Source organism: Alteromonas ponticola, from assembly GCF_012911815.1.
Lineage (GTDB): Bacteria > Pseudomonadota > Gammaproteobacteria > Enterobacterales > Alteromonadaceae > Alteromonas > Alteromonas ponticola.
In genome coordinates, this window is sequence record NZ_JAATNW010000004.1 from 197,227 (window position 1) to 221,698 (window position 24,472).

25 protein-coding genes and 1 tRNA gene are annotated in these 24,472 nt (G+C 46.8%); 17 read left to right on the plus strand and 9 right to left on the minus strand.

Going from position 1 to position 24,472, the window contains the following annotated elements; all coding sequences use genetic code 11:
- Positions 1-39 precede the first annotated feature (39 nt).
- Positions 40-741: an alpha/beta fold hydrolase gene (locus HCJ96_RS08035; protein ID WP_169210531.1), complete on the minus strand. Its 702-nt coding sequence runs from the start codon at positions 739-741 to the stop codon at positions 40-42.
- Between the two features lie 81 nt (positions 742-822).
- Between HCJ96_RS08035 and mutY the strand changes: the two genes are divergently transcribed.
- The 3 genes from mutY (at position 823) to HCJ96_RS08050 (ending at position 2,366) form a co-directional block, all read left to right on the plus strand.
- Positions 823-1,860: an A/G-specific adenine glycosylase gene (mutY, locus tag HCJ96_RS08040; protein ID WP_169210532.1), complete on the plus strand. Its 1,038-nt coding sequence runs from the start codon at positions 823-825 to the stop codon at positions 1,858-1,860.
- Positions 1,861-1,883: 23 nt separating this feature from the next.
- Positions 1,884-2,156: an oxidative damage protection protein gene (locus tag HCJ96_RS08045; protein ID WP_169210533.1), complete on the plus strand. Its 273-nt coding sequence runs from the start codon at positions 1,884-1,886 to the stop codon at positions 2,154-2,156.
- Between the two features lie 134 nt (positions 2,157-2,290).
- Positions 2,291-2,366 (plus strand) — tRNA-Phe (locus HCJ96_RS08050).
- Positions 2,367-2,713: 347 nt separating this feature from the next.
- Here the strand turns inward: HCJ96_RS08050 and HCJ96_RS08055 are convergent.
- Positions 2,714-3,238, minus strand: coding sequence for a PepSY domain-containing protein (locus tag HCJ96_RS08055; RefSeq protein WP_169210534.1), 525 nt, complete (start codon positions 3,236-3,238; stop codon positions 2,714-2,716).
- 74 nt (positions 3,239-3,312) lie between these two features.
- A complete protein-coding gene (locus HCJ96_RS08060; RefSeq protein ID WP_169210535.1) occupies positions 3,313-5,202 on the minus strand; it encodes a TonB-dependent receptor in 1,890 nt (629 codons plus the stop codon).
- Positions 5,203-5,376: 174 nt separating this feature from the next.
- Here HCJ96_RS08060 and HCJ96_RS08065 point away from each other — a divergent pair, with 174 nt between their 5' ends.
- Both HCJ96_RS08065 and HCJ96_RS08070 read left to right on the plus strand, forming a co-directional pair.
- On the plus strand, positions 5,377-8,658 hold the full coding sequence (locus tag HCJ96_RS08065) for a WD40/YVTN/BNR-like repeat-containing protein (RefSeq protein ID WP_169210536.1): 3,282 nt from the start codon (positions 5,377-5,379) through the stop codon (positions 8,656-8,658).
- Between the two features lie 307 nt (positions 8,659-8,965).
- Entirely contained in the window at positions 8,966-9,835 is an 870-nt protein-coding gene (locus tag HCJ96_RS08070; protein WP_169210537.1) for a GAF domain-containing protein, read from the plus strand.
- Between the two features lie 95 nt (positions 9,836-9,930).
- Here HCJ96_RS08070 and HCJ96_RS08075 read toward each other — a convergent pair whose 3' ends face one another.
- From HCJ96_RS08075 to HCJ96_RS08085, 3 genes are all read right to left on the minus strand, one after another.
- Entirely contained in the window at positions 9,931-12,093 is a 2,163-nt protein-coding gene (locus HCJ96_RS08075; protein ID WP_169210538.1) for an Ig-like domain-containing protein, read from the minus strand.
- A gap of 124 nt (positions 12,094-12,217) precedes the next feature.
- The gene (locus tag HCJ96_RS08080; protein ID WP_169210539.1) at positions 12,218-12,601 is read right to left on the minus strand and encodes a hypothetical protein; all 384 of its coding nucleotides are present in this window, start codon (positions 12,599-12,601) and stop codon (positions 12,218-12,220) included.
- Between the two features lie 129 nt (positions 12,602-12,730).
- Positions 12,731-13,792 (minus strand): coiled-coil domain-containing protein, encoded by a 1,062-nt coding sequence (locus HCJ96_RS08085; protein ID WP_169210540.1) that lies wholly within the window; start codon positions 13,790-13,792, stop codon positions 12,731-12,733.
- A 359-nt stretch (positions 13,793-14,151) separates the two neighbouring features.
- Between HCJ96_RS08085 and HCJ96_RS08090 the strand changes: the two genes are divergently transcribed.
- A complete protein-coding gene (locus HCJ96_RS08090; RefSeq protein WP_169210765.1) occupies positions 14,152-14,850 on the plus strand; it encodes a sugar-binding protein in 699 nt (232 codons plus the stop codon).
- Here HCJ96_RS08090 and HCJ96_RS08095 read toward each other — a convergent pair.
- Positions 14,847-17,069, minus strand: coding sequence for a GspE/PulE family protein (locus HCJ96_RS08095; RefSeq protein WP_169210541.1), 2,223 nt, complete (start codon positions 17,067-17,069; stop codon positions 14,847-14,849). The two genes, HCJ96_RS08090 and HCJ96_RS08095, sit on opposite strands and share 4 nt — an antisense overlap.
- A 471-nt stretch (positions 17,070-17,540) precedes the next feature.
- On the opposite strand from HCJ96_RS08095, the gene rpsJ reads away from it, so the two are divergent.
- Genes rpsJ through rpsQ form a run of 11 tightly spaced genes read left to right on the plus strand, consistent with a single transcriptional unit; the run spans position 17,541 to position 22,481 of the window.
- The gene (gene rpsJ / locus HCJ96_RS08100; protein WP_010179497.1) at positions 17,541-17,852 is read left to right on the plus strand and encodes a 30S ribosomal protein S10; all 312 of its coding nucleotides are present in this window, start codon (positions 17,541-17,543) and stop codon (positions 17,850-17,852) included.
- A gap of 18 nt (positions 17,853-17,870) precedes the next feature.
- Complete coding sequence (gene rplC / locus HCJ96_RS08105) at positions 17,871-18,509, plus strand: 50S ribosomal protein L3 (protein WP_169210542.1); 639 nt, start codon at positions 17,871-17,873, stop codon at positions 18,507-18,509.
- 18 nt (positions 18,510-18,527) lie between these two features.
- Positions 18,528-19,133, plus strand: a complete 606-nt coding sequence (rplD, locus tag HCJ96_RS08110) for a 50S ribosomal protein L4 (protein WP_169210543.1) — start codon at positions 18,528-18,530, stop codon at positions 19,131-19,133.
- Positions 19,130-19,429: a 50S ribosomal protein L23 gene (gene rplW, locus HCJ96_RS08115; RefSeq protein ID WP_169210544.1), complete on the plus strand. Its 300-nt coding sequence runs from the start codon at positions 19,130-19,132 to the stop codon at positions 19,427-19,429. The genes rplD and rplW overlap by 4 nt, the downstream gene beginning before the upstream one ends.
- A gap of 14 nt (positions 19,430-19,443) precedes the next feature.
- Positions 19,444-20,268: a 50S ribosomal protein L2 gene (gene rplB, locus HCJ96_RS08120; RefSeq protein WP_169210545.1), complete on the plus strand. Its 825-nt coding sequence runs from the start codon at positions 19,444-19,446 to the stop codon at positions 20,266-20,268.
- Positions 20,269-20,283: 15 nt separating this feature from the next.
- Entirely contained in the window at positions 20,284-20,559 is a 276-nt protein-coding gene (gene rpsS, locus HCJ96_RS08125) for a 30S ribosomal protein S19 (protein WP_169210546.1), read from the plus strand.
- An 11-nt stretch (positions 20,560-20,570) separates the two neighbouring features.
- Positions 20,571-20,903 carry a 50S ribosomal protein L22 gene (rplV, locus tag HCJ96_RS08130; protein WP_137168352.1) on the plus strand — a complete coding sequence of 111 codons (333 nt, stop codon included), beginning with the start codon at positions 20,571-20,573 and terminating at the stop codon, positions 20,901-20,903.
- A gap of 9 nt (positions 20,904-20,912) precedes the next feature.
- The gene (gene rpsC, locus HCJ96_RS08135) at positions 20,913-21,617 is read left to right on the plus strand and encodes a 30S ribosomal protein S3 (protein WP_169210547.1); all 705 of its coding nucleotides are present in this window, start codon (positions 20,913-20,915) and stop codon (positions 21,615-21,617) included.
- Positions 21,618-21,619: 2 nt separating this feature from the next.
- Entirely contained in the window at positions 21,620-22,033 is a 414-nt protein-coding gene (gene rplP / locus HCJ96_RS08140) for a 50S ribosomal protein L16 (protein ID WP_018982450.1), read from the plus strand.
- A complete protein-coding gene (gene rpmC / locus HCJ96_RS08145) occupies positions 22,033-22,224 on the plus strand; it encodes a 50S ribosomal protein L29 (RefSeq protein WP_169210548.1) in 192 nt (63 codons plus the stop codon). Before rplP ends, rpmC begins: the two co-directional genes overlap by 1 nt.
- Positions 22,224-22,481 (plus strand): 30S ribosomal protein S17, encoded by a 258-nt coding sequence (gene rpsQ / locus HCJ96_RS08150; protein WP_169210549.1) that lies wholly within the window; start codon positions 22,224-22,226, stop codon positions 22,479-22,481. Before rpmC ends, rpsQ begins: the two co-directional genes overlap by 1 nt.
- A gap of 106 nt (positions 22,482-22,587) precedes the next feature.
- On the opposite strand, the gene HCJ96_RS08155 is transcribed toward rpsQ, so the two are convergent.
- Positions 22,588-23,343: a LytR/AlgR family response regulator transcription factor gene (locus tag HCJ96_RS08155; protein ID WP_169210550.1), complete on the minus strand. Its 756-nt coding sequence runs from the start codon at positions 23,341-23,343 to the stop codon at positions 22,588-22,590.
- Positions 23,336-24,415, minus strand: coding sequence for a sensor histidine kinase (locus HCJ96_RS08160; protein WP_169210551.1), 1,080 nt, complete (start codon positions 24,413-24,415; stop codon positions 23,336-23,338). The genes HCJ96_RS08155 and HCJ96_RS08160 overlap by 8 nt, the downstream gene beginning before the upstream one ends.
- Between the last annotated feature and the right edge of the window lie 57 nt (positions 24,416-24,472).

Sequence of the window (24,472 nt, forward strand, 5' to 3'; positions counted from 1 at the left end):
TGACAAATATAGCAACAATCATAGCATCAAAGCCGCCGATTAGGGGTTTGAGCTGATACACTGCAGCAGTAGTTGCGCCAAATGCTGTGGATATTCCAGTGGCATCATATGCCCGGCGTTTGCCAGTGTGTGCAAAGTACTGCCATTAATAGTCGCTTGCTCGGTTTGCAGTTGTTTAATGGGCGCAATGTTGTCCTGGTCGGCACCGACGAAGGTTAACTTTGCGCGTAACTGTGCAATGCCGTTGAGCAGATTTTCTCGCGGCGTTGTTGCCGTTGTATGCGCGATAAGGGTTGCTTTCCCCAAATCATTTGCCATTGCAAGAACGGGCTGTACCACTGCATCATCCTCACTTCTGTCAGGGTGGACTAAGCGGGATACAAACGCAGAATTGGGTTTAAACGCATTGTGCTTAAGGTGCTTGAGCATATCGCCACGACGCTGAACTTCTTCCTGAGTCAAGCCGCTCAGGCTATAGCCTATCAGGGTTAGCGAGGCGACTTGCGCTGGGTTCTGTATCGCCCATTTGGCAGCAATATAGCCGCCCATCGAGAAACCGATCAGGTGCACCTTCTCATCGGGTAATACCCGATCTGAGGTTAGCTGCAGCATATCGGTTAACGAGTTTGCCCACTGCAAGGGCACGTACCGGCGATTAATGTCTGGCATGTGCTGCCACACAGGTAGCCAAAGGCGCTCATCACAAAGCGTGCCGGGCAAAAACAACACGGGATCAGACATAGGTCTTTTGTGCTCCTGAAAAATTCGTCAAACATGGTATCATGCGCACCCCATTTAGTTGTAGCTGCACTCATTAACGCTATGTCAGACACGTTCACACAAAAAGTTCTTAACTGGTTTCACCAGCATGGGCGAAAACACTTACCCTGGCAGCAGAATATCAACGCTTATCGGGTCTGGGTGTCTGAAATAATGCTGCAACAAACTCAGGTTGCTACTGTCATTCCGTATTTTGAGCGTTTTATGCAAAGCTTTCCTGATGTACGTAGTCTGGCCGAAGCTGAGCAGGATGATGTGCTTCACCACTGGACGGGATTGGGCTATTACGCGCGGGCACGCAATTTACACAAAGCCGCAAAGATCGTAGTTGATCAATATAACGGAGAGTTTCCTAAGGAAATCGAAAAGGTCATCGCCTTACCTGGTATTGGCCGCTCCACCGCAGGGGCTATTTTGTCCATTGCTGGGGGGCAGGCGCATCCTATACTAGATGGTAATGTTAAACGGGTGCTTGCCCGCTGTTATGCTGTTGAAGGCTGGCCCGGAACCAAAAGAGTAGAGCAGGCATTGTGGCAGGTGGCCGCGCAGCACACTCCAACGCATCAGTGTGCTCAGTACACTCAGGCTATGATGGATTTAGGTGCCATGGTTTGCACACGTACAAGGCCAGACTGTGACCATTGCCCGTTACAGAACGAATGTCTGGCTTATGCGCAGGGCACGCAAACGGCTTATCCGGGCAAAAAGCCTAAAAAGGCGATACCGCAGCGTGAAACAGTTATGGTGGCAGTGAGTGTTCGCAATCAGCTACTGCTGATTAAACGTCCAGCGATGGGGTTATGGGGCGGATTGTATGGCTTTATTGAAGCCGCATCGCTGGACGCTGTGGTGAAAAGATATGAGCTGGATGAGTTTTCAGCAACCTCATTGACTCCGTTTGTGCATACTTTTAGCCACTTTCAGCTACACATTACCCCCGTTCTGGTAGAGCTGAATGAATTTTTGCAACCGGGCATTGCTGAAGACAATGCGCGCTGGTTTGATATACTAGAACCCATTGAAGTGGGGCTGGCTGCGCCGACCCAAAAAATCGTAAATGAAATTAGGTCGTTACGATAAATCAGATAACAAAGGCACGTAAAATGAGCAGAACTGTTTTTTGTCAGCATTTCAACAAAGAAGCCGAAGGTCTGGACTTTCAGCTATATCCAGGCGAGCTGGGCAAACGTATTTTCGACAATATCTCCAAACCGGCCTGGGCCGATTGGCAGAAAAAGCAAACCATGTTAATAAATGAAAATAAACTTAATATGATGGATCCGCAGGCACGCAAATTTTTAGAAGAAAAGATGGAAGCATTTTTGTTTGAAGGTAAAGAGCCGACTATTGAAGGCTACGTCCCCCCTAAAAGCTAACAATCAGTCAAAAAATAAGCGATCAGTTCGCCTTTAGTGAAAATATGTAGAAAAACGGTTGACTTGTGCCACGGAAATCCGTTTAATACGCACCCACGACGCAGCAGGCATAAGCCTAAAGCGCAACCAGATTTGCCCAGATAGCTCAGTCGGTAGAGCAGCGGATTGAAAATCCGCGTGTCGGTGGTTCGATCCCGCCTCTGGGCACCATTCTTAGAAGCCTCGCACTAGCGGGGCTTTTTTTAATCCAGCAAACCGACACGTGTCGGTGCCGTTGCACGGCGCGTTACAATCCCGCCTCTGGGGTGTAGGTGAACCGTTGCGCAATAGCATAACGCAGTTACCGGAACGACGCGACAGGACGTCGCGGCTGGTGCTCTTCACCATGGATGGGATGTTTCGCCCAAGTTTTGAAATGAAGCCTCGCACTAGCGGGGCTTTTTTGATCCAGCAAACCGACACGCTCCGCAGAACGGTGCCGATTTATAATCTGAATGACTCGCCTTCGTCGTCAAGATGACACCTTTCTTCTAGCAACAGCCGGACGATTTGAACACTCACTTTGAGCGCAGCGATTTCTTTTTGAATTTGCTCTTCAACGTAGTAACCAGCAGCACTAAGCCGCTGCACCACATGATGAAAAGGGCGATACCGGCGGGTAGGAAAATCCATAACTTGGCGCTATCTGCGAACCAGCTACCATCGTGAATAGATTCGATAATATCTGAGCGACGGTAGGCCACTTGCAATATATCGCCGGTCTTTGCATCGATTTGTGCTTCCCAGTTATTGGTTGCCAAAACTTTCATCATGCCTTTTGCCGGTTGCACATCGACACGCTCAATCTGCTCCCAGCTGGTCACTTCGAGCTGGGGAATTTGACTGCTGATTGCAAGCACTTCGGCAAAGGAAAGTGTGGGGATGTCGGCTGCGCCTTTCTGTGTGGGGGGCTGGATCCAGTCAGATTGCTTTTTAATTTGCAGCACAATGCCACTGCCAATCACAATAAGTGAGGGGATCACGATAGCCAGGGCAAACCACAAATGCAGTTTTCGGCTGAATTGTCTTATTCTTGGGTGCAAAGGATTATCTCTTGTTGCTGATGAGTTAATGTGACGCGAAGACACGCATGATATATAACAAGGTAACAGTAATCTTAAAAGCTATATTGCGTACTGATTACAAATTCTCGCCCCCGCGCAAAGGGAGCCAGATCATCGCGGGATGTCACGTATTGCTCGTCAGTAAGATTAAGCGCATGCAGAGCCAGCGTCCATTCATCAGTGAATGCATGGTTATAGCCTGCCTCGAGTAGATTGACTGGGTTTGTGGGTAATTCACCGGTTACTTCTTCACTTGATGAGGCCCGGTGGGTGAATGCGAAAAATGCGTGACTATCGGCGGTAAAAAGCGTCACGGAAAAACGATGTTGATCTGGCGTAATATCTGCAATGGGTAAGTCATTGTCGCGCTCGCCCTGTAACCATTGTCCGCCAAGTTTTGTTTCAGCTTCAAGACCAAAGATACCAAATCTATACGCATACTGATAATTGACCCCATTAATTCTGGCGTTATCAATATTTTGATATTGTTGCAGTGTATCAGAGAGGTTAATTCTCTCGATGTAATTACTAATCCGTTGGTGAAAAACCGAAACATAAAATGTCGAAGAATCAGTCGAACGTTGCAGCGAAATTTCTGCATTGAGCGCTTGCTCGGTGGCGAGCTCTGTAGAACCGAATATTTCGCCGCGGGGTGTAGAGCCAAAGTAAAAGCGCTCGGTGAGACTGGGCACCCGATAACCGCGGCTAAGGTAGCCAGATACTACCCATTGAGCAGGCAGATAATGTTGATAGCCTGCAAAAGCACTGATGTTGATATCGCGCTTTGTGATATCCGATATAAAATCGTCCTGAGTCATGTGGGCGAGTCGTGCGCCTGTCGCCCAGCGCCCGGTTGATACGTTAACGGTGGCATCAACCGCCGAATACACTTCCCATTGTTGGGCATCGACGTTTTGTTGCTGCAAAACTGGCTGGTCCAAGGAATCAAACTCCTGTTCCGCAACCGATACATCCAGGCGGCTATCTAATCCAGCGCGCCAGTGGATATCCCAGTCCGACCATTGCTGTTGATTACTGAGATAAAACCCTGCGGTCAGAGCGTCACTGACCAGACTGTTAAAACGTTTTTCAGGTCGGTCAATATGGGTCGTCAGTGAACTTTTATGGGCATACACGGTTGCATTGTGCCAATCGAACACCGCCTTCGCCAACCAATGTTGGTTAGTGGGGTAAAGAGTAAAACGCTCAGAAGGCGAATCAGCACTGGCTTTGGCCACGTTATTTGCGTCTGAATATAAAAACAGACCATCACGCAACACTCCTTCATCGGATTGACTGCGCAACACCACACTGTGTTTTTCAAAGCGGTCGAGAATTGAATTGCCGTTACCGTCGTGACTATTATTGGCATGCCGATGATTAACCATCCAGCTGAATTGCTGGTCATCACTGCTGCCTTTAACCAGCGCTTCGCGGTAGTCGTTGTTGGGTCCATAGCTCAGTGATAGCGCGTTTTGTGAGGGTGTTTGCAGCGAAAAATCGATGCCTCCACCTATCGCACCCGAACCCAGCTGAGTAGAAGCTGCTCCCGGGATGACGTAAGCATTTTCAATCATTGAGGGAGAGACAAATTCAACTCCTGTACCTGCCCTGCGTTCAGTGTAAATAGGCACGCCTTCGACGAGCATTTGTATACGCCAGCGCGCGAAACCGCGTATGTTAATAGTTTGAAAGAGTCCGCCCTGGCCATTCAAATTCAGAGAGGGCGAATCCTTGAGTAACGATGCCAGACTGTCAGAACTAAACTGTGTCTGGTCAATAATATTTTCTGACGGCACGATACCCACTATAGCGGATGCATAGTCAGGCGCCTCACCCACTATTTCAATTCTAATTTCGTTCTCCCACACATCTGCAAAAACAGGGCATGATGTTATTGCACAGGTAAGGAAGAAAAAACGCGAACTCGAGGCATGCAACATAGCAGGTATAACATCAAATGAATTCTGTATTGTATTTTAATGAGTGAGAAATTATTCGCGTGTACGTTCAACGTATAATTTTGTCTAATCAGCGAATGCAGATTGATGTCAGTTTCTTTTCAAACTAGCTTTTTGGGTTCGCATAAAAATAATCATAACCACCCCGGGGAATACATGAAAATTTTTAACAAAGCTACACTCGCTGCAGCCTTGCTAGTGTCCAGCGCTTCGGTCGTTGCGGCTGATAAATCTGAAAATGAGGCTGTGTTTAGCAGTAAAACTTTTGAAGCGATGGAGTTTCGCAGTATCGGCCCAGCGTATATGTCTGGGCGCATTGCAGATATCGCAGTGGATCAGAACAACCCATCGACCTGGTATACTGCCGTTGGCTCAGGCGGTATTTGGAAAACCGTTAACGCGGGAACAACCTGGACCCCGATTTTTGATGAACAAGCGGTGTATTCCACCGGTGATGTCACCATCGACCCCAGCAATACAAATATAATATGGGTTGGCACTGGCGAGAACAATGGTGGCCGTCATATTAGTTTCGGTGACGGTATCTATAAATCACTGGATGGCGGCAAAACCTGGAAAAACATGGGATTGAAAAATTCCGAACGGATTTCTGACATCATCATTCATCCCGAAAATTCTGACATTGTATGGGCATCAGTGCAGGGTGCGCTGTGGTCGAAAGGGGGAGAGCGGGGCTTATATAAAACGGTCGATGGCGGCAAAAGCTGGGATTTGGTCCTTAAACCCGCAGATGAGTGGACCGGTGTCACCTCGCTACTGATTGACCCGCGTAACCCAGATAAATTGTATGCGGCGACCTGGTCTCGTCAACGCACCGTAGCCACTTACGTGGGTACAGGCCCGGCTTCTGGCATCCACACGTCTGACGATGGCGGCGAAACCTGGACAGAGCTCAAAACGGGTTTACCTGAAGGCAATATGGGAAAAATCGGTATGGCGATTTCGCCCGTTAAACCCGATGTGATCTACGCCACCATCGAGACGGACAACCGTAAGGGTGGCTTCTATCGTTCAGAAAATCGCGGCGCCAGCTGGCAGCGCATGTCTGATGAAGTTGGCGCAGGAACTGGCCCTCACTATTATCAGGAAATCTTTGCTGATCAGCATCAATTCGACCGCGTGTATATTGCCAGTAATAACAGCAAAGTGTCTGATGATGGTGGAAAAACGTGGGAAAAAATCAGCACCGAGCGTAAGCACGTAGATGACCATGCCATGGCATTTCATCCTACCGACCCTGACTTCGTGCTGATTGGCTCTGATGGTGGTATCTACATGTCACATGACCGTATGGCAACCTGGCGATATATGGCCAACCTGCCGCTGACGCAGTTTTACAAAATTGCAGTAGACGACTCGAAACCGTTTTACACCGTTTACGGGGGTACCCAGGATAACACGACTCAGGGCGGCCCATCACGTACCGACCGAGCTGAAGGCATCAAAAACAAAGACTGGTTTTTGACCCTGGGTGGTGATGGTCATCAACCTGCAATTGAACCAGGCAACCCGGACATCATGTATTCGCAATGGCAACAGGGTAACCTGACCCGCCGTGATATGAACACCAAAGAAAATGTGTACATCAGGCCACAGCCAAGACCAGGCGAGCCTGCTGAGCGTTATAACTGGGATGCACCGATTAATGTCTCGGCGCATGACCCCAAGCGTATTTACTTTGCCTCTCAGCGGGTATGGCGCTCTGACAATCGCGGCGACAGCTGGACTCCGGTGTCTGGTGATCTGACTAAAAATGGCAACCGCATGCATCAACCGGTTATGGGCCGCACTTGGTCGGTTGAAGCAGGCTGGGATCTTTACGCCATGTCTGAGTTTCACACCATCGCTAACTTTGCCGAAAGTCCGGTGGATGAAAACATCCTTTGGGCCGGTACGGATGACGGCATTATTCAGGTTACCACTGACGGTGGTAAGAACTGGAGAAAGATTGAGCTGGATGATATCAAAGGTATTCCGGCGGCCGCTTATGTAAACGATATTCGTGCTGATTTATTCGACAAGAACACGGTTTATGTGGCACTGGATAATCACAAGAACGGTGATTTTAAACCCTACCTGATCAAATCTACCAACCTTGGAAAAAGCTGGACGTCTCTGGCTGATTCACTCCCCGAAAAGCATCTGGTCTGGCGTATCGTTCAGGATCATGAAAATAAAGACCTGATGTTTCTTGGCACTGAGTTCGGCGTTTTCTTCACCGTTGACGGCGGTAATAAGTGGGTTGAACTAAATGGTGGTATACCTACCATTTCAACCCGCGATGTGCAGATACAGCGTCGTGAAAACGATCTGGTCGCAGGCACCTTTGGCCGTGGTATCTATATTCTGGACGACTATGCACCGTTGCGTGAACTTGATCGAAGTGCATTGGAGCAAAATGCCTTGTTGTTTGCCCCCAGCCGTCCGGTTAAATGGTTCAGTCTGGATGGGAATCATACTGAAACCGATGGCAACGATCGCTACGTAGCGGACAACCCGGACCATGGTGCAACCTTGACCTATTACCTTAAAGACAGCCTGCTGACGGATAAAGAGAAGCGTCAGGAAGCTGAGAAGAAAATGGTTAAGGATAAAAAATACCCGAAATACCCCGCCTGGCAAGAAGTGGAAGCAGAAAATCAGCAGGCTAATCCCGCTGTCTATGTGGAAATCACTGATGCACAAAACAATGTGGTTAACCGGGTTAACGGCAATACCAAAAAAGGTCTGCACCGGATAACCTGGGATATGACCTACGCTTCTCAGCGAGCCATTGCAACCGCGCGTGTTGCTGAAGAAGGTGAGGAACGCAGCGGCCCAACCGGGCCAATGGCCCAACCAGGAATCTATACTGCAACCCTGTATCAACGTGTTGGCGACCAGGTTAGCCAATTAGCCAAACCCGTTAATTTTGAGCTGACAGCTATTTATGAACCCGCTCTTGAAGGTCCGGATGCCGAAGTAACCTCAGCATTTAGCAAACGGATTGTTGCTGCGGATAGACGTTTTTCTGCGCTCGAAGCTGTGTTTGAAAACCTTCAGGCAACCATGCCGTTAATTCGCACGGCTATCGAAAATACGCCAGGACAGATTAGTGAGTTCGAAACCCGGTTCGCGCAGTTGTCCAGCTCGCTAAACGACATCAAGCAAACGATGTATGGATTAGACTCACGCGAAAGAATGGGCATTAAGCCGGCGAACATTGCCAGCCGGATGCAATATGCTAAATCCGCTGCTTGGTCATCTTATGGGCCTACCCAGCAACATCGCGAGCAGTTAGGTTTCGCATTAGGGGAACTGGATAAGGTCAGTGCAGAAATTAAGGCGTTACAAGATACCCAGGTCCCAGCGCTACAACAGGCTATTATAGACGCCGGTGGGCCATGGACCGCGGGGGCAAAATTAATCTCTGAATAATTGATAATCAGCGAGTTGTTCCACCACCCTCAGTTATCATAACGAGTGTTAATTGAGGGCCAACCGGACGACATCAACATTAAGGCTCTGTTTTTCTTCGGATGACAGAGCCTTTTTGCAGGCGTTACAACCACGAGGATTAGCATAAAGTGTGGCAAGAATTTAGCTTTGGCCTACACTTTTACTGACGTTTTACCGAAATATAGTTAAACCACGTCGGCTTATCTAGAGAGTGGTGATTGGCAGAGGTATGAACGTGTGGAATCTGGGGCACAGAAATTAACTTCACTAAATAAAAAAGTACTAAATGGATTACATCACTGCTTTTCATGACATTATCTATGATCAGAAGCTGACCTTTCACAATAAGGTCTCATCGCTGTTACAGCTGGGACAGGAAGTGTTTAGTGTCGATGTCGGCTTCATTGCCCATGTCAGAAACAGAGATCTGTCGGTTTTATTTCTGGAAAGTCACTTATCCTTCCAAAAAATTGAAAGCATTAGAGTACCTTTAAATGCGTTCGGAAAGGAAGTTATCGCTGAAGGTGCAACAACAACGGGAAAGCATGATGATGGTGCGAGCCGATGCCTGTTCATTGGTACGCCCCTATTTTACCGATTGGAAACCCTGGGGGTGATTGCATTTGCATCAACCAGACGCTCGCGTAAATTTTCAGAACGACATGTGCGCTATCTGGAGATGTTCGCCAAATGGTATGGCAATGAGCTGGCCTATCAACATACTCTGGACCGTTACGAACAGCGGGTTGAGATGTTTAATCAGCTGGAAAGTGTTGCCCGGATTGGTACCTGGGAAGTTGATTTAATCGCAAATAAGCTCAGCTGGAGCGATCAAACCAAGCTTATTCACCAAGTGCCAATGGACTATGAACCTAATCTTGAAACCGCGATCAAATTCTATAAAGAAGGATACAGCCGCGAAGCCATTTCTAAAGCGATAGAGGATGCTATCACTACAGGAAAACCCTGGCAGCTGGAATTGGAGCTGCTGACCGGAAACAATAAATCGATATGGGTTAAAGCCAATGGTATTGCAGAGTTCGTCGCTAACGAATGTGTACGCTTATATGGCACGTTTCACGATATTTCGCACGAAGTGATTATTCGTGAGGAATTGAAAGCAGAACTGCAGGAATTCAGACATACGGTAGATTAGCATACGGCTATATTGGCGATTGCGTGAAAACCTGCTTTCGACCCTGAACCGCAGCAGGCTCGTTTTTCATGTCCGAGCCCGTTATTTGTGAGCCATTAATCCGCACGAAAGTTAAATATCACCAGTTTGTTTTCGGATAATAAATCAGCGTCAAACAGTAACTCAGCTTCAGCATTATCGTTGACGACGATGTTGTGCAGGCTGTGCCCATTATCAATCACCAGACTGAAACCTTCGGGCAGTTTAGCTGCAGGCGTATCAAGCATGATAAACAGAATGTTGTCACCAAGCGAGTAGCGAACTTTCACCGATTCTCTTGCTGCCCAGAAATCACCGAACTCACGCATGCCAGGTAAGGCGACATTTTCAGGTAATGCCTGTTCAAATGCCTTGAGCTCTTCTAATTTGCTTTTTCTGTTGGGATGAATGAGCAACACAGTAGGAGATGCATTAGCGTAATTTAAATGGAAAACCTCCAGCCATTGATCAACAGTGTTCTGATTAAAGCTATCTCCACTGATACTGTCTGAAATGGTGATCGGAAATGTATAAATTGATGAAAGCTCGGCAGACAGCTTTTTATCGTAGGGCAGGCGGAAAGGAAAGCTGGTTAATGAGTGTTGTCCATTGAATGAGCTATCATACTTGTAGCCCAGGCTTTCAAGCACTTCCGCCTGATGCCTGTTCCATGCTAAATGACCTGCTCTGAACACATCAACGGTGGTATTCAGATCTGTTTCAAGCAATGCTTTCGACACCTCCAGTTCTGCAAATACCGTAGCGCCAGTGGTGGTTTCACCGTCATTATAGGGATAATACGTTGCCGCTGAATTACCCGCAGAACCCTTAGGTATTATTGAGTCGTCAGCAAAGTCTCTGAAGTGCCCCACACTGTGGCTGGCAACTTCATGTCCGCGTACGAGGAGTGAGCGGTACGTGTCGATGTTCATACTGTAATAGTCACCATCGGAAACATCATCAATATAGTGTGTTGTAATATTGAAAGTAGCGGTAATGCCGGCTTCTTCCTCAACAACAGCGAATTGTTCGGCTAATTCAGCGCCTGTCTGTGAGTCGATGTCGTGAGTAACCATCAGTGTGGATTTTGAGTTGCCGGGACTGGTGTGTTTCCACACAAGGCTGGGCAAGTGTTCCTGCAATATCGCGCGTAAGAATAGAATGAAGGTATCAGTCGAATTCTCCAGTTCATTTATACCGCCACGTTGCGCAGAGTAGTCTAAATCATAAAAATTGCGTTGAATCAGATCGTTAAACGCGACCCCTAACAGGTATGCAGTTCCGTTTCCCACGGTATTGCGCACAAACGCGGGGTTGCCATCGTCATATTTCGCCAGCGTATCAGCACTGGCAAGGGTGTAGGCGAATGAATTAATTGTTTGGGAAAGGCCGGGTTTACCTACGCTCAAGCTATACTCAATCTCAGAATCCATGTACTGGAAAACAGCAAAATCGTCTGCGCGGTCAAAATTGATGCTGGTATGTTGAGAACTGGTTGTGTAGCCGTTCACACCGAAAAGTGGAAATAGTGATTCATCCTTTACGGTTCGGGCAATCAGGACCCCTCCGGCCTGCACAAATGCGTTCAGCTCATCACGCTCTCTGTCACTAAGCGTGTTTTCGTTCAAATATGAGGTTACGAACAAAACGTTCGGTTGACCTATATCATCAATATCTACCGCGGTACTGAAGGTTACCCCCGCAATACTCAATGCCTGTGCCAGAGAATTATAATCCGAGTTTGATTCACCATTACGTGTGGTCAGGTCAAGGATGACGATGCCGATCTCTCCGGCTGTCGATCTTTCAGGGTCAAGCTGGCCCTGAGTGGTGAAACTGAACGAAACTGGCGCAACAAGTTTGCCACCACTTTCACTTGCTAAACTGGTGTCGATAGATACAGAATAATTCTTGCCCGCCTTCAAAGGAGCACTGGGAGTAAAAGTTATTTGATTTTTGGATGACTGGTAAGTCAGCTCGCCATCGGTAGCGGGTTCAATTGAAAAAGCCTTTTCCATGGTCGATGCGTTTACATCTGCGTCGAACGATATACGTATGTTGGTGTCAGTAGCGACGAAAAAAGCTTTATTGTCAGGGGCTACCTGTTTTAAACTTAATGCCACCGGCTCCTTGGTAGCCGGTTGCTTTGCTGTTTTTGTCGCTGACGGACCCTCACCCGAACCGCCGCACCCAACCATTGCCCAGCACAGCACAAAAAGAGAAAATGACTTAAGCATCATGCTATTACTACTTCCTGAAATTAAAAAATTTGCTATCGATACGCAAAAAAGCGAGAACGATTTTTAATCAATTTTAGAGGTGTGTCAAACGTCGGCGTGCTTTAACGGCTAAGCGAACGGGAATTTAGCCCCCACACAACTTCTCACCCCACCATGAACCATCTTCAATATATTTGATCACGTGATCGTTTTTAATGATAAACGCGTCACGTCTGAAGCCAGAATACGCACCTAAACGATTTTTTGAATCGATGGTGACGCAAACCAAATAACCATACCAGGCATCACCAAGTTTATTGGCCAACCAATAACGTTTAGGTTTGGTGATGTAATTAATAAACATAGATGTTGGGTGAGACTCAGTTTTGTTATACCAGGCTTTGATGATGAGTTCATAATCCTGCGGGAATGTCCCATAGTCTTCTTTCGCCAGCTGACTATCATCAGGCAATGAGTTACAGGCAGTAAGAAAAGTAACGATAAAAAGGGAGAAGACAAATTTATACATAGTGCTTAGGCGCATTGAATGTGTTGATGGAGTTAGATTTAACCACATTCAAGATAATTTTTTTACCCTTATTTTGTTGAGATAATAAAAAAGGGCTGCGTATGCAGCCCTTCCAATAAACGATCGCTGTTAACTGAGTTGGTCAATGAAATTACCTAGCCGCGCAGAGGCGGGTTGGAAATTTTGACGGCGACGAGCATTCTCTTCCGTTTCTTGTAACAAATCGGTTTGCACATTCGCTAACTGACTGTTTAAATCAGAAATATCCGTTTCTGCTACTTGCCGTTCGAGAATAGTCTGAATCACCAAAGCCTCTTCACGCAATATTTCCAATAACTCATCAGAGGTTTGTGCTTCAAGCTGCTCTTCCTCAGTGAACTCTTCTAACCGCGACTCTTCAAGCAGTGCTTCATCTAACGCTTCCTGTTGTAATCTGGAAGCGCGACGTTGTGCCTCAATAATCTGCTCAATCTGCGTTTGATCCTGTTGCAATTGCTGCTGTGCATTTTGCGCTTGCAAGTCTTCCGTTACACGCTGTTCTTCCTCACGCTGTTCAGCTAGCAACTGTTCCTGCACTCGCTCTTCTTCAAGACGTTGCTCTTGTAGGCGCCGCTCCTGACGTTCCTCGTCCTGTCGAACTTCTTCACGACGCTCACGTTGTTGCTGTTCACGCGCTTCTATGCGTTCCTGTGACTCTTCACGGCGCAATCTATCGCGTTCCACACGTTCTTCAACGCGCTGTTCACGCAATTCAGCCTGTTGCTGTCTTTCAGCCTGTTGTTGTTCTCTACGTTCTACCGCTTCTTCAATTCGGTCGTTGCGCTGTTGTTGCAGCCTTTCCGACTGCTCGGTCTGACGTTGTTGAAATGCTTCTCGTAATGCAACTTGTTCGTCAACGCGCTCACTTAACCGACGGTTATTTTCGACCGACTGTTGCGTTTGTCCCAGCGGTAACTGGCTTTGTTGTGTCTGTAGCTCATTGCGCTGGTCACGGCGCAATGACTCCAGCTCGCTTTGGCGCTGCAACTGGCGCTCACGCAGGTTATCTAACCTTTCGCGCAGTGCAATATTGACCGCTTCCGCATCGTCCTCTGTGAACGCTGGCTGCGCAGCCACTTGTCGTGGTCGTGTTTCATTGGCGATTGCACGTACTTCCTCAATCGCATTAGAAGGCAGACGATTGATTGTCATGATCACTTCCTCTCTCGCAATAGCGAGTTAATTGCTAAGCCTCATACCTGTCTCATACAAAATAATGCATATTTTGTACCAAGACCCTTCGCTTTGTTCCCCTAACAATTAATGATCTGTCTCAGGTAGCGTAACCCCGACAGACAGATATACAGCAATATATTTTGCTTTTATTATGATATGAAATGTTGGTGTGTCGCGTAGTAGATAGTAAGTAGTACGATTTACTGCACGCGATATTGTGTAATTTTTACGCACCTCGGTTTAAATCGTTCTAACAAACAATTTAACCCTGTACAACTGTTATCGGAAGAATTTTGAGAAACTTTACACCTTTTTTGGTATTTATTTTTTTACCTATGTATGTCAATGCACTAGGTAATCAATACGCGATAACGCCAGTTAATATTGATGGTGTTGCGGATGATAGCGTGTGGCAATCAGGCTATTGGCATGCAATGGATCATCACATCATCGGCGACATACCCACAAAAGATGATTTTTCGGGGCGCTACAAACTGGCCTGGAACGAGGACGCTCTGTTTTTATTGGCGGAAATCATTGATGATGTTATCTATGACAGACACCCTGATCCATTGGTCAATTACTGGGACGACGATTGTCTTGAGATTTTTGTAGATGAGGATGCATCAGGTGGTAATCATCTGAGTAATTATAATGCCTTCGCTTACCATCTCGCTTTGGACGGTAACGTAGTTGATATCGGCGACAATGCTCAACCTGTTTTGCTTAATGAGCATGTTGAGTCAGCTTGGCGAAGAAGCACCGAACCACCATATCAGCTCATATGGGAAGCAAAAATATATTTATTTCCCGATACCTTCAGGGTGGAAAAGCCCGGTGAGCCGGTAAAACTTTCGGGCGGTAAAGAACTGGGCTTTATGCTGGCTTATTGCGATAACGATGGCAGTGAAACCCGTGAACATTTCATGGGTTCGCATGCTATTAAGGCGGTGAACGGCGATAAAAACCTGGGTTACAAAAATGCCTCAGTGTTTGGCAAGGTAACGCTGATGAAAGGCGGCGCTGGCTTTTAGTCGCCACCGCCGACAATTTGTACCTGGGCTAAATCGGTATCGCCTTTAATTACTTTATAGATAGCATCCTGCACCAACGTACGCATGCCATCGTTCATTGCCTGCTTTTTCATTTCTGAAACACTGGCTTCTTTATACACCAGTGAACGCAATTCAGGGGTCATGCCGAGCAATTCATGCACGCCGGTTCGTCCTTTATAGCCGGTATCGCCGCAATCGTCACAGCCCTTAGCGCGGTAAATCTCAAGCGGCCCGTCCAGCTGCAGTTCGTCAAGGTAGGCCTTACCATACTGGCGCTCGATGAACGCGATATCATCATCGGTGGCCTGGTATTTTTCTTTACACTTGCCGCACAGAGTGCGGATAAGGCGCTGCGCCAAAATGCCCACACAGGCATCTGAAAAGTTAACCGGGTCGAGGCCCAGGTCAAGTAGACGGGTGATCGTTTCAGGTGCAGAGTTAGTGTGCAGGGTGGACAACACCAGGTGGCCGGTAAGCGAGGCTTCAATGCCCGCGTGTGCTGTTTCCTTATCCCGCATCTCACCAATTAGAATGATATCCGGATCGGCACGAAGAAAGGCGCGTAATGCATTCGCGAAGGTGAAGCCTATTTTAGGACTAACCTGCACCTGTTGCAGGCCAGCCTGCGTTATTTCCACCGGATCTTCCGCGGTCCAGATTTTTTTCTCAGGTGTATTCAAATAGCCCAGCACCGCATGCAGAGTCGTTGTTTTACCGGAGCCAGTAGGCCCCACTACCAATAAAATGCCATGAGGTTTTTGAATCATGGTTTTCAGGCGCACCATGTTACTATCCGCCAGGTTCATCTTGTCGATTGGCATTGCACCGCCTGATGCCAGAATACGCATGACCACGCCTTCGCCGGCAACCGTTGGAATGGTGGCTACCCGCACCTCAACCAACTGACCACCCATCCTGAATGCGAGCTTGCCGTCCTGAGGGACACGTTTTTCGGCAATATTCAGGTTTGACATTATTTTAATACGGGCAATAACTGCACTGTGGTGCGAGTTAGGTACCTGGTTCATATCGCGACACACGCCATCAATTCTCATCCGAACCCGGGTGGGTCCGTTTTTCTCTGGATCAATGTGGATATCTGAGGCGTTGAGGCGCTTGGCATCATGTAGTATACGGCTGACCAACCGGACCACCGCCGGCGCATCATCAGACAGCTCATCGTGAGAGTCGTCAGCTTCTTCCGTTGAAGTACCAATCTCATCCAGAATTTCACTCATCTCGCCCGGCGCGCCGCCGCCAGCGTTCTCACCCAGGTACTGCATGATATGGTTAGGAAGGCCCACTGCAATATCGTAGCTATCAATACCCATGGCGCTTTCAATTTCCATGATGAGTGCAGCGTTATTGGGTTCGGCCATCAATACGATAGGCTTGTCTTTCACATCCGCTATCACAGCAACAAAATTGCGCTTTAAATAAGAAGGGTTGAGCTTGCTGTTACTTTCATAAAGGTGAAACTTTTCGGGCAGAAAGGAAACGAAGGGCACCTGGTAATGAATAGAAAGTGAGTTGCCGATTTTTTCTTCTGGTATTCTATATTCGGAGATTAAACGCTGAATGACGTGGCGGTAATCCTGCGATGACTCCAATACATCTTTGAGGGCTTTATCGGTAATTGCCTGCTGGTGGAGCAGTAAATCGAATGGATGATTGGTGCCGCCCAGTTCATAGCGAAACTTATTACCAATTATTTCGGCAACCTGTTTAGCCAATTCAAGATCAGCATCATTAAACGAACCCGACTGTTTATTGATGATTTGCATTACCCCCATCATAACGCCAGCATTTAATATGGGTACACACAAAATATTGGATGTTTTGAAATCACTGGATTTGTCGAATTTGTCAGCAAAGCGAAGACGTGGATGTATTTGAGCCAGCTCGTTAGTATCGTAGGGGTCGGCAATCATTAGCGGTAGTTGAGCCAATGCCACGTAGCCAGCAATGGAAAGCGGACTGATAGGCACCTTGATTTCGAGCGTTTCTTTACCCGTTTTAAAACGCGCAACTAAATCCTGATGCTGACGACGGCGTTGAAAGATACTCATTCGCTGCGCGCCAAATAACTTGAGTATCACTGGCTCAAGTTGTTGATATGCATCCATCAGAGATGAGTGGCTTGCCAATATCGAATGGATTGTTTCAAGGCTTTGCTGATGGCCTGTGGTTTCTAACATAGGGACAGTTCTTCACTCAGATCAAAAGGTTAAAACGAATATTAAGTTAACTTAGTTTTCCCAGTTAATAGCCAGTTCTTTACAAATAGCATATTGATGTTCATCGTACTTTCTAATTGATACGCGCGTCTACATGTAATAACAATAACGTTAAAATTGACTTCTTCCACCGAACAATTGAACTGATCAGAAAAGAAACAATTTATTTGTCGTAAACGCTTGCAAATACCGAGTTAATCAGTATAATTCGCGCCCACTTGCCCTATTAGGGCATGATTTTTAGCCGCGACCTCACTGCTTTTAGGGTGGTTGCCAGTGTGAAAGGTAAGCCTTCCAGCGAATCTCTCACGGCGTGCTAGAAAAAGAACAGGGTTCCAATTGGGAACCATCGGTTTACGCACATCCTTTCTTCCAAATACAAAAGGGAGAGAAAGGGTGAATTTTTTTGTTCTTTCGATTGGAGCTTAATCGATGCCAAATCAAAGAATTCGTATTCGTTTAAAAGCGTTCGATCATAAATTGATCGATCAGTCTACGGCTGAAATCGTGGAAACGGCGAAACGTACTGGTGCTCAGGTAAGTGGTCCAATTCCTCTACCTACTCGCAAAGAACGCTACACAGTTCTGATTTCTCCGCACGTTAACAAAGACGCGCGTGACCAATATGAAATCCGCACTCACAAGCGTTTGGTAGACATCATCGAGCCAACTGATAAAACAGTTGACGCGTTGATGCGTTTGGACTTGGCTGCCGGCGTTGATGTTCAAATCAGCCTGGGCTAACAAGAGAGGGTTATAACAATGGCGATTGGTCTAGTCGGTCGTAAAGTGGGTATGACTCGCATCTTCACTGAAGATGGCACGTCTATCCCTGTGACTGTTATTGAAGCGACCCCAAACCGTGTGACTCAGTTACGTACTGAGGAATCTGACGGTTATCGCGCTCTTCAGGTTACTGCTGGAACCAAGAAAGCGAACCGTGTTAACAAATCTGCTGCTGGTCATTTCAGCAAAGCAGGTGTTGACGCTGGTCGTGGTCTGTGGGAATTCCGCCTTGAAGGCAACGAAGGTGACGATATTAAAGTAGGCAGTGAAATTACTGTTGAAATTTTTAACGACACTAAAAAGATTGACGTAACTGGTACGTCAAAAGGTAAAGGTTTTGCTGGTGCAATCAAACGTTGGAATTTCTCTTCTCAGCGTATGACTCACGGTAACTCTCTTTCTCACCGTGCACCGGGTTCAATTGGCCAAAACCAATCACCTGGTAAAGTTTTCAAAGGTAAGAAAATGGCTGGTCAGCTTGGTAACAAGCAAGTGACTACGCAATCTTTGGAAGTGGTACGTGTTGACGTAGAGAACAGCCTGATCCTGGTTAAAGGTGCCATACCTGGCGCTACAGGCGGCGACGTAATCGTTAAGCCAGCTGTAAAAGCCTAACGTCTGGGGAGTGAACTGATGGAATTAACATTGAAAGATGCGCAAAGCGCTCTTGAAGTATCCGAAGCGACCTTTGGACGTGAATTCAACGAAGCCCTGGTACACCAGGTAGTCGTTGCTTACGGTGCAGGTTCTCGCCAAGGTACTAAAGCGCAAAAAACGCGCGCAGAAGTTAACGGCGGTGGTAAGAAGCCATGGCGTCAAAAAGGTACTGGCCGTGCACGTGCTGGTACAATCCGCAGCCCGATCTGGGTTGGTGGTGGCCGTGCATTCGCTGCTAAGCCTCGTAACTTCGAACAAAAAGTTAACAAGAAAATGTATCGTGGTGCGATCAAAAGCATCCTGTCTGAACTAGTTCGTCAGGAGCGTTTGGTTGTTGTTGAGAAGTTTGCTGTAGATGCACCAAAGACTAAAGATTTGGTTGCTAAGCTAAACGACCTTGAGTTAAACGATGTGTTAATCGTAACTGCAGATGTTGATGAGAACTTGTTCTTATCTGCACGCAACCTTTATAAAGTTGACGTGCGCGACGTGGCAGGCATCGATCCGGTTAGCTTGATTGCATTTGAAAAAGTGCTTATCACTGCCGACGCAGTGAAACAACTTGAGGAGGCGTTAGCATGAGAGAAGAACGTCTACTGACGGTGCTTAAAGCACCTCACGTTTCTGAAAAGACAACTCTTACTGCAGAAACGAACAACACAGTTGTATTCAAAGTAGCTAAAGACGCGAACAAAGCAGAAATCAAAGCAGCAGTTGAAAAACTGTTTGAAGTTGAAGTTGCAGGTGTTCGTACTGTGAACGTAAAAGGTAAAACTAAGCGTCACGGCATGTCTTTCGGTAAACGCAGCGACTGGAAAAAAGCCTACGTAGTGCTTAAAGAAGGTCAGGACATCGACTTTGTCGGTGGCGCTGAGTAAGAAGGGGATTAGAAATGCCATTAATGAAAGCTAAGCCAACTTCTGCCGGTCGTCGTCATGTAGTTCAGGTTGTTAACCCTGACCTGCACAAAGGCGCGCCTCATGCACCTTTGCTGGAGAAAAACAGCAAATCTGGCGGTCGTAACAACAATGGTCGTATTACTACACGTCATATCGGTGGTGGTCATAAGCAACATTACCGTGTAATTGATTTTAAACGCAACAAAGACGGCATTCCTGCTAAAGTTGAGCGTTTAGAATACGATCCAAACCGTTCTGCAAACATTGCACTTGTGCTGTATGCAGATGGTGAGCGTCGTTACATTTTGGCTCCTAAAGGTATTCAGGCTGGCGATGCAGTTCAGTCAGGTGCAGATTCGGCAATTAAAGCGGGTAACGCTATGCCGATGCGCAATATGCCTGTAGGTACCACTGTACACGCGATTGAAATGAAGCCTGGTAAGGGCGCGCAAATTGCTCGTTCTGCTGGTGCATACGCACAGATCCTGGCACGTGAAGGTAACTATGTTACGTTGCGTCTACGTTCTGGCGAAATGCGTAAAGTGTTGTCTGATTGCCGTGCCACTATTGGTGAAGTCGGTAATGCAGAACATATGCTACGTTCATTGGGTAAAGCGGGTGCAACCCGTTGGCGCGGTGTTCGTCCTACTGTTCGTGGTGTTGCCATGAACCCGGTAGACCACCCACACGGTGGTGGTGAAGGACGTACTTCCGGTGGCCGTCACCCAGTATCACCTTGGGGTACTCCTACTAAAGGTAAGAAGACCCGAAGCAACAAGCGTACTGATAAGCTTATCGTACGTCGTCGTAACAAGTAATAGCGAGGATTCACCATGCCACGTTCTCTCAAGAAGGGTCCATTTATTGACCTTCACTTGCTGAAGAAGGTAGAGGCTGCAGTGGAAAAGAACGATCGTAAACCAATTAAAACCTGGTCTCGTCGTTCCATGATCATCCCAGATATGATTGGGTTGACCATTGCGGTCCATAACGGTCGCCAGCACGTTCCTGTATTAGTCAGTGACGAAATGGTAGGCCATAAGTTGGGCGAATTTGCGCCAACGCGCACTTACCGCGGCCATGTCGCGGATAAGAAAGCTAAACGTTAAGGGGTAGGAAAATGGAAGCATTAGCTAAACATCGTTTCGCCCGTACGTCAGCTCAAAAAGCACGTTTGGTTGCGGATCAGGTTCGCGGAATGCACGTAGAAAAAGCACTTGAGCTTTTAACGTACAGCCCGAAGAAAAGCGCAGCATTAGTTAAGAAAGTACTTGAGTCTGCTATTGCTAACGCAGAGCATAACGAAGGTGCTGACATCGACGAGCTTCGCGTTGCCAAAATCTTTGTAGATGAAGGCCCAACAATGAAGCGAATCAAGCCACGTGCCAAAGGCCGTGCTGATCGTATCTTTAAGCGTAGCAGTCACATCACTGTGGTTGTAGCGGATAACTAGGAGTAGATAATGGGACAGAAGGTACATCCTACAGGTATACGCCTGGGTATCAGCAAACCATGGATTTCTACCTGGTACGCTAATACCGAAGATTATGCAGACAACCTGTATAACGATCATCAGGTGCGTCAGTATCTGACTAAACAATTGAAGAACGCTTCACTTTCTAAAATCGTGATCGAGCGTCCTGCCAAGAGTATTCGTGTGACTATTCACACTGCTCGTCCAGGCGTTGTTATCGGTAAGAAAGGTGAAGACGTAGAAAAGCTGCGTAACCATGTATCTAAGTTGGCCGGTGTGCCTGCTCAGATCAACATTGCTGAAGTACGCAAGCCAGAGCTTGATGGTCAGCTAGTTGCTGACAGCATTTCAAGCCAGCTAGAGCGTCGTGTCATGTTCCGTCGTGCGATGAAGCGTGCGGTACAGAACGCAATGCGTCTTGGTGCCAAAGGTATCAAAGTTGAAGTTAGCGGTCGTTTAGGCGGTGCAGAGATTGCCCGTACTGAATGGTACCGTGAAGGTCGCGTACCACTGCACACTTTCCGTGCAGACATTGATTACGCAACTTCTGAAGCGTCAACTACCTACGGTATCATCGGCGTTAAAGTATGGATCTTCAAAGGTGAAGTATTGGGCGGCTTGCCTACTACTCAAGAACAGGCTCCACCTGCTCAACCTAAGAAGAAAGGCCGCAGCGCTAAGCGAGAGGGCTAATCATGTTACAACCAAAGCGTACGAAATTTCGTAAACAGCATAAAGGTCGTAACCGTGGTCTTGCCGTTGCGGGCAGCAAGGTAAGCTTCGGTACATATGGCCTTAAAGCAACTGGTCGTGGTCGTATGACTGCACGCCAGATCGAAGCAGCGCGTCGTGCTATGACTCGTCACGTTAAGCGTCAGGGTAAAATTTGGATTCGAGTTTTCCCTGACAAGCCAATTACTGAGAAGCCTCTTGAAGTGCGTCAAGGTAAAGGTAAAGGTAACGTTGAGTACTGGGTATGCCAGATTCAACCTGGACGTGTTCTTTATGAGATGGAAGGTGTTCCTGAGTCTCTGGCACGCGAAGCGTTTGAATTGGCAGCGGCAAAACTGCCATTTAAGACAACCTTTGTAACTCGGACGGTGATGTAATGAAAGCGACTGAACTGAAAGACAAAAGCGTAGAAGAGCTGAATGCAGAGTTGTTAAACCTGCTACGCGAGCAGTTCAATTTGCGCATGCAGCACACAACCGGTCAGCTTGAAAAAACCGACCAGTTGAGGAAAGTGCGTCGTACCATCGCGCGTGTTAAAACCATTCTGACTCAAAAGGCTGATGCGTAATGACTGATCAAAAAATTCGTACAGTACAAGGTCGTGTGGTTAGCAACAAAATGGATAAAACCATTACTGTTGTAGTAGAACGTTTCGTAAAACACCCTATTTATGGGAAGTTCATCAAGCGTTCAACTAAACTGCACGCTCATGACGAAAACAACGTTTGTAATGAAGGCGATACCGTAACAGTACGTGAGTGTCGTCCTCTATCCAAGAACAAAACTTGGACGTTGGTAGACGTTGTAGCTAAAGCAGGCGTTTAATTCGCTTGGTTTTAGTAGCAAATCAAAAAAGGTCGCATCTGCGGCCTTTTTTATTTGCCTGTGCCTCACATTTCCAACGCTAAACAGGTATTATCGAAGAAAAGTCTCAATGGGTCAGTTCACTGATTTTGTCTCTGTTTCGCCGTGACATGGTCAGCTTGTCACCTGAATCAAGAATAACCGCATAATCTCCTTTATCGTTTGGACGCAACTCGGCAATACAATCCCTTCTGACAATCGAAGAGCGGTGTATGCGTACAAATTCACGGGGATTAAGTTGCAGTTCTAAATTTGCTAACGTTTCCCGATGAAGAATGTGACTACCATCCATCATGTGAACCTCGACATAATTACCCGCACCAGTAATAAAAGAAACTTGCCCGACATCAACAAAGCGAATGCGACCGGGATCTTTTACGATCAAACGTCTTATATAGCAATCTTTGTGTTGCTCCATAAACTCAACCATAGCAGACGTGAGTGCAATGCTTTGTGCTTCAAGCTGAGTGGAAAGACGGGACTTCGCGCGTTTCATCGCGTCTTTAAAGCGTTCGTCGCTGAATGGTTTGAGCAAATAATCGATAGCATTGACTTCAAATGCAGGCAGTGCGAATTCGCTGAACGCGGATGCAAATATAATTACGCAATCGTGAGGTAGTTGCTTTGCCAGTTCAATGCCGGATAATCCAGGCATTTCGATATCGAGAATAACAATGTCAGGGGATTTACTTTGCGCAATAGTCAACGCCCGGGGGGCGTCTTCAGCCTCCCAGATTGTGTTCACTTCACTATCGCAGGCTAGTAATATTTTGACTGTTTCCCGCGCGAGTATTTCGTCATCTACAACCAGTACATCATACATTGCTCCCTCCTATTGGAATCGATAGCACCGTTTCAACGGTACCTTTGTACTTCTGTTTAATTTCTAATTGAAAATGTGTGTACAGTCTCTCCAGTATTTCACGTGTATTACCCAGGCCTATTCCAAATCCTTTGGCTTCATCCTTGTCGCCAACGTTATTAGTCATTCTCACTTCCAGCATCCCGTTGTCCCTGGTGATTGCCATATGAAAGTTATTAACTGTCCGCTGTAATTGTGAACCGTGCTGGATCGCGTTTTCTACCAGCGGGTGCAATAACATGTTGGGAATAACGATATCCAGGCAATTCTCTTCAACCTCTACCGTGGTATTTAACTTATCCGAAAAGCGCATTTTTTGAATGGCGAGGTAACTATTAATAAAAATCATTTCATCTTTAATACTGGCCTCTGAAGTATTTTTATTTTCTAAGATTTTGCGCAACATCTGGCTTAATTCGGTTAAGGCCAATACCGCTTCCGCGTCCCGTTTCAGGCGCACCAGGCTTACGATGGTATTGAGGGTGTTGAAAATAAAATGCGGATTAAGCTGCGAACGCAGTGTCTTTAACTGTTCCTTGATCAGAAGCTCATTGACATGATTCAGTTCAACTTGTTTAGTCATTGCGTTTTGATAAAAGCGAATGCCAAATGCCAGTCCCAATACTGCGAAGTAGATACAGGCGTCCAATAAGGCAGAATTACTTATTACGCGAAGCAAAGTTTCGGCAATGGATGACAAAGGCTTGTCGTTGGCAAGCGTACGCATAGTGACACACGTAAACCAATACAACGGCAGTAAAACGATCAATCCAATTAGGTGACAGGCCAGTCGTTTGTAGAATGAGGGGGAGTCGTTGTTTCTGACAATCAGGAAGATAATCGCCGTCATCCATATCCAATTGCCAAACCAGGGCGCCAGTTTCCACCAAACTGCCGCGAAATTAACCGGGTTAGAGGTATAGGTCAACGCATTGTGCTGAATCAACGAAATGATTAAATGAATGGATAGCCAGACAAATACTGTTACAACCCAAAAATAGCGTGAAAGATGTACGTTCATCGAATCAGACATTTCGTCACTGTACTTATATTAACCATATCCGAAAGGGATAAATTAGCAAAATTATAG

Excerpts from the sequence above, each read along its gene's own strand:
- HCJ96_RS08035 (WP_169210531.1), bottom strand. The coding sequence starts at position 741 with ATGTCTGATCCCGTGTTGTTTTTGCCCGGCACGCTTTGTGATGAGCGC.
- mutY (WP_169210532.1), top strand. The coding sequence starts at position 823 with ATGTCAGACACGTTCACACAAAAAGTTCTTAACTGGTTTCACCAGCAT.
- HCJ96_RS08045 (WP_169210533.1), top strand. The coding sequence starts at position 1,884 with ATGAGCAGAACTGTTTTTTGTCAGCATTTCAACAAAGAAGCCGAAGGT.
- HCJ96_RS08060 (WP_169210535.1), bottom strand. The coding sequence starts at position 5,202 with ATGTTGCATGCCTCGAGTTCGCGTTTTTTCTTCCTTACCTGTGCAATA.
- HCJ96_RS08065 (WP_169210536.1), top strand. The coding sequence starts at position 5,377 with ATGAAAATTTTTAACAAAGCTACACTCGCTGCAGCCTTGCTAGTGTCC.
- HCJ96_RS08070 (WP_169210537.1), top strand. The coding sequence starts at position 8,966 with ATGGATTACATCACTGCTTTTCATGACATTATCTATGATCAGAAGCTG.
- HCJ96_RS08075 (WP_169210538.1), bottom strand. The coding sequence starts at position 12,093 with ATGATGCTTAAGTCATTTTCTCTTTTTGTGCTGTGCTGGGCAATGGTT.
- HCJ96_RS08080 (WP_169210539.1), bottom strand. The coding sequence starts at position 12,601 with ATGTATAAATTTGTCTTCTCCCTTTTTATCGTTACTTTTCTTACTGCC.
- HCJ96_RS08085 (WP_169210540.1), bottom strand. The coding sequence starts at position 13,792 with ATGACAATCAATCGTCTGCCTTCTAATGCGATTGAGGAAGTACGTGCA.
- HCJ96_RS08090 (WP_169210765.1), top strand. The coding sequence starts at position 14,152 with ATGTATGTCAATGCACTAGGTAATCAATACGCGATAACGCCAGTTAAT.
- HCJ96_RS08095 (WP_169210541.1), bottom strand. The coding sequence starts at position 17,069 with ATGTTAGAAACCACAGGCCATCAGCAAAGCCTTGAAACAATCCATTCG.
- rpsJ (WP_010179497.1), top strand. The coding sequence starts at position 17,541 with ATGCCAAATCAAAGAATTCGTATTCGTTTAAAAGCGTTCGATCATAAA.
- rplC (WP_169210542.1), top strand. The coding sequence starts at position 17,871 with ATGGCGATTGGTCTAGTCGGTCGTAAAGTGGGTATGACTCGCATCTTC.
- rplD (WP_169210543.1), top strand. The coding sequence starts at position 18,528 with ATGGAATTAACATTGAAAGATGCGCAAAGCGCTCTTGAAGTATCCGAA.
- rplW (WP_169210544.1), top strand. The coding sequence starts at position 19,130 with ATGAGAGAAGAACGTCTACTGACGGTGCTTAAAGCACCTCACGTTTCT.
- rplB (WP_169210545.1), top strand. The coding sequence starts at position 19,444 with ATGCCATTAATGAAAGCTAAGCCAACTTCTGCCGGTCGTCGTCATGTA.
- rpsS (WP_169210546.1), top strand. The coding sequence starts at position 20,284 with ATGCCACGTTCTCTCAAGAAGGGTCCATTTATTGACCTTCACTTGCTG.
- rplV (WP_137168352.1), top strand. The coding sequence starts at position 20,571 with ATGGAAGCATTAGCTAAACATCGTTTCGCCCGTACGTCAGCTCAAAAA.
- rpsC (WP_169210547.1), top strand. The coding sequence starts at position 20,913 with ATGGGACAGAAGGTACATCCTACAGGTATACGCCTGGGTATCAGCAAA.
- rplP (WP_018982450.1), top strand. The coding sequence starts at position 21,620 with ATGTTACAACCAAAGCGTACGAAATTTCGTAAACAGCATAAAGGTCGT.
- rpmC (WP_169210548.1), top strand. The coding sequence starts at position 22,033 with ATGAAAGCGACTGAACTGAAAGACAAAAGCGTAGAAGAGCTGAATGCA.
- rpsQ (WP_169210549.1), top strand. The coding sequence starts at position 22,224 with ATGACTGATCAAAAAATTCGTACAGTACAAGGTCGTGTGGTTAGCAAC.
- HCJ96_RS08155 (WP_169210550.1), bottom strand. The coding sequence starts at position 23,343 with ATGTATGATGTACTGGTTGTAGATGACGAAATACTCGCGCGGGAAACA.
- HCJ96_RS08160 (WP_169210551.1), bottom strand. The coding sequence starts at position 24,415 with ATGTCTGATTCGATGAACGTACATCTTTCACGCTATTTTTGGGTTGTA.